Origin of the sequence: Acidovorax delafieldii 2AN, assembly GCF_000175235.1 — a bacterium.
In the GTDB taxonomy this organism is placed as follows: domain Bacteria; phylum Pseudomonadota; class Gammaproteobacteria; order Burkholderiales; family Burkholderiaceae_C; genus Acidovorax; species Acidovorax delafieldii_B.
Window position 1 is genome coordinate 1 of sequence record NZ_ACQT01000427.1, and the last position, 1,950, is coordinate 1,950.

Annotated in this window: 2 protein-coding genes and 2 pseudogenes; 1 reads left to right on the top strand and 3 read right to left on the bottom strand. The window is 68.7% G+C overall.

Going from position 1 to position 1,950, the window contains the following annotated elements:
- Positions 1–268: pseudogene (locus tag ACDELDRAFT_RS21845) on the bottom strand (ABC transporter permease); the annotation flags it as partial.
- A 149-nt stretch (positions 269–417) separates the two neighbouring features.
- On the opposite strand from ACDELDRAFT_RS21845, the gene ACDELDRAFT_RS21850 reads away from it, so the two are divergent.
- Entirely contained in the window at positions 418–846 is a 429-nt protein-coding gene (locus ACDELDRAFT_RS21850) for an Hsp20/alpha crystallin family protein (RefSeq protein ID WP_005800753.1), read from the top strand.
- 48 nt (positions 847–894) lie between these two features.
- Here ACDELDRAFT_RS21850 and ACDELDRAFT_RS21855 read toward each other — a convergent pair whose 3' ends face one another.
- Together ACDELDRAFT_RS21855 and ACDELDRAFT_RS21860 are read right to left on the bottom strand one after the other, a co-directional pair.
- Positions 895–1,548 (bottom strand): ABC transporter ATP-binding protein, encoded by a 654-nt coding sequence (locus ACDELDRAFT_RS21855; protein WP_085943622.1) that lies wholly within the window; start codon positions 1,546–1,548, stop codon positions 895–897.
- 5 nt (positions 1,549–1,553) lie between these two features.
- Positions 1,554–1,950 (bottom strand): annotated as a pseudogene (locus tag ACDELDRAFT_RS21860) (tRNA (adenosine(37)-N6)-dimethylallyltransferase MiaA); the annotation flags it as partial.

The window sequence follows — 1,950 nt, forward strand, 5'->3', positions numbered from 1 at the left end:
AGGGGCTGGCGCGCTCCACCCCGGGCGTGCGGGCCAGCGGCCCGTAGAGTGCTTCGGGCAGCGGCCCCTGCATGGCGCGCAGTTCCAGGTCGGGCTGGCCGTTCACGGCACGCACGGCCTGCGAGAACTCGTCCAGGGCCGAGGTGTTGATCACGTGCACGGCAAAAGCCAGCGCCACGCCCAGCATCACCGCGGCCACCGCAGCCGCGCTGCGCCAGGGGTGGTGGCGCAGTTCTTGCCAGGAGAAGGTGCGAAGCAGTGCGCGCATGGCCCCATTGTGACGGGGCGCGCAGCCGTTGAGGCAGGTCAAGGTGCGGAGTCCCGGCCCTTGAAATGGGCCGGGGTTGCTCGTATCTTGACAAAGGGGCCGGTGCCTGCCGGTCCGGTTGTCCAACCCTTACGTTCAGGAGCTTCATCATGAATTCTCTGGTTACCCGTGGCGGTTTGTTTGACGAGTTCTTCAAGGACATCGCCCCCGGCTTCTATGTACGGCCGCTGCATGGCGACGGCGTGCCCGCACCCTCGCAGATCAAGGTGGATGTGAAGGAGACCGACGGTGGCTACACCGTGCAGGCCGAGGTGCCCGGCGTGCCCAAGGAAGACATCCATGTCTCGATCGAGGGCAACGTGGTGAGCCTGCGCGCCGAGGTGCGCCAGCACGACCAGAAGACCGAAGGCGAGAAGGTGCTGCGCTCGGAACGGTATTTCGGATCGGTGGCGCGCAGCTTCCAGCTTCCGGTTGATGTGGATGCCGCCCAGGCCAAGGCCAAGTACGACAACGGCGTGCTGACGCTCACGCTGCCCAAGAAACTGGGCGGTAGCGCTCAGCGGCTCAACATCGAATAAACCGCGGCGCGGGCCGCTGGCGGGGCGGACGCGGCGAAGAAGGGCGTGTCAGCCGGCGATGCCGTTGGCAGTAAGGCGCAGGGTGCGGTCGGCGCGCGCGGCGGCCGACTCCGAGTGGGTGACCAGCACCAGTGAAGCGCCGTGCTCCCACGTCTGCGCGAGCAGCAGGTCCATCACGCGCGCTGCCGTGCCAGGGTCGAGGTTGCCGGTGGGCTCGTCGGCCAGCAGCAGGGCGGGGCGGTGCACCAGGGCGCGGGCGATGGCCACGCGCTGAAGTTGGCCGCCGCTCAGTTGTTGCGGCAACCGCTCGCCCAGGCCCGCCAAACCCACCGCATCCAGCATGTGCTGCACCCGGCCGGGGTCGGTGCGGTTCAGCAGCATGAGCGGCAAGGCCACGTTCTGCGCCACGTCCAGGTGGGGCAGCACGTGAAAGGCCTGGAACACGAAGCCGACATGTGCTCGGCGCCACAGCGCACGCTGTGTTTCATCGAGTGGCGCGAGGTCGATGCCGTCGTGCACGATGCGCCCCGCGTCCCATTGGTCCAGCCCTGCCAGGCAGTTGAGCAGGGTGGATTTGCCCACGCCCGAGTCGCCCACGATCGCCACGAACTCGCCCGGCTGCACGGTGAATTGCACCTGGGCAAACACGGGCGTGCCGCCGTAGTGCTTGGCCAGGGCCTCGACGTGCAGCGCGCCGCCCATGCCGGTCATGGCGTGCCGTTCTCCAGCCGTTGCAGCACGGCCTGCACCAGGCGGGCGGTGGCGTCGGGCTGGTCACAGGCGATGGCATGGCGTTGGGGCATGCTGCGCAGCCAGGTGATCTGGCGCTTGGCAAGCTGGCGCGTGGCGGCAATGCCGCGCTCGCGCAGGCCCGCCAGATCGAGCGGCGCCCCGGGGCCTGCGGCCGCCTGGGCATCGAGCGCCTCCCAAGCCTGCCGGTAGCCCACGCAGCGCATCGAGGGCAGATCGGGGTGCAGGTCACCGCGTGCGCGCAACAGCCGTACTTCGTCCACAAAGCCCTGCGCCAGCATCGCGTCAAAGCGCAGTGCGATGCGCTCGTGCAACCAGGCGCGGTGATCGGGTTCCAGGGAAAAGAGGGTGGTA

What these genes read in the sequence shown, in the direction of transcription:
- ACDELDRAFT_RS21855 (WP_085943622.1), bottom strand. Translation starts at nt 1,548, where the DNA reads ATGGGCGGCGCGCTGCACGTCGAGGCCCTGGCCAAGCACTACGGCGGC.
- ACDELDRAFT_RS21850 (WP_005800753.1), top strand. Translation starts at nt 418, where the DNA reads ATGAATTCTCTGGTTACCCGTGGCGGTTTGTTTGACGAGTTCTTCAAG.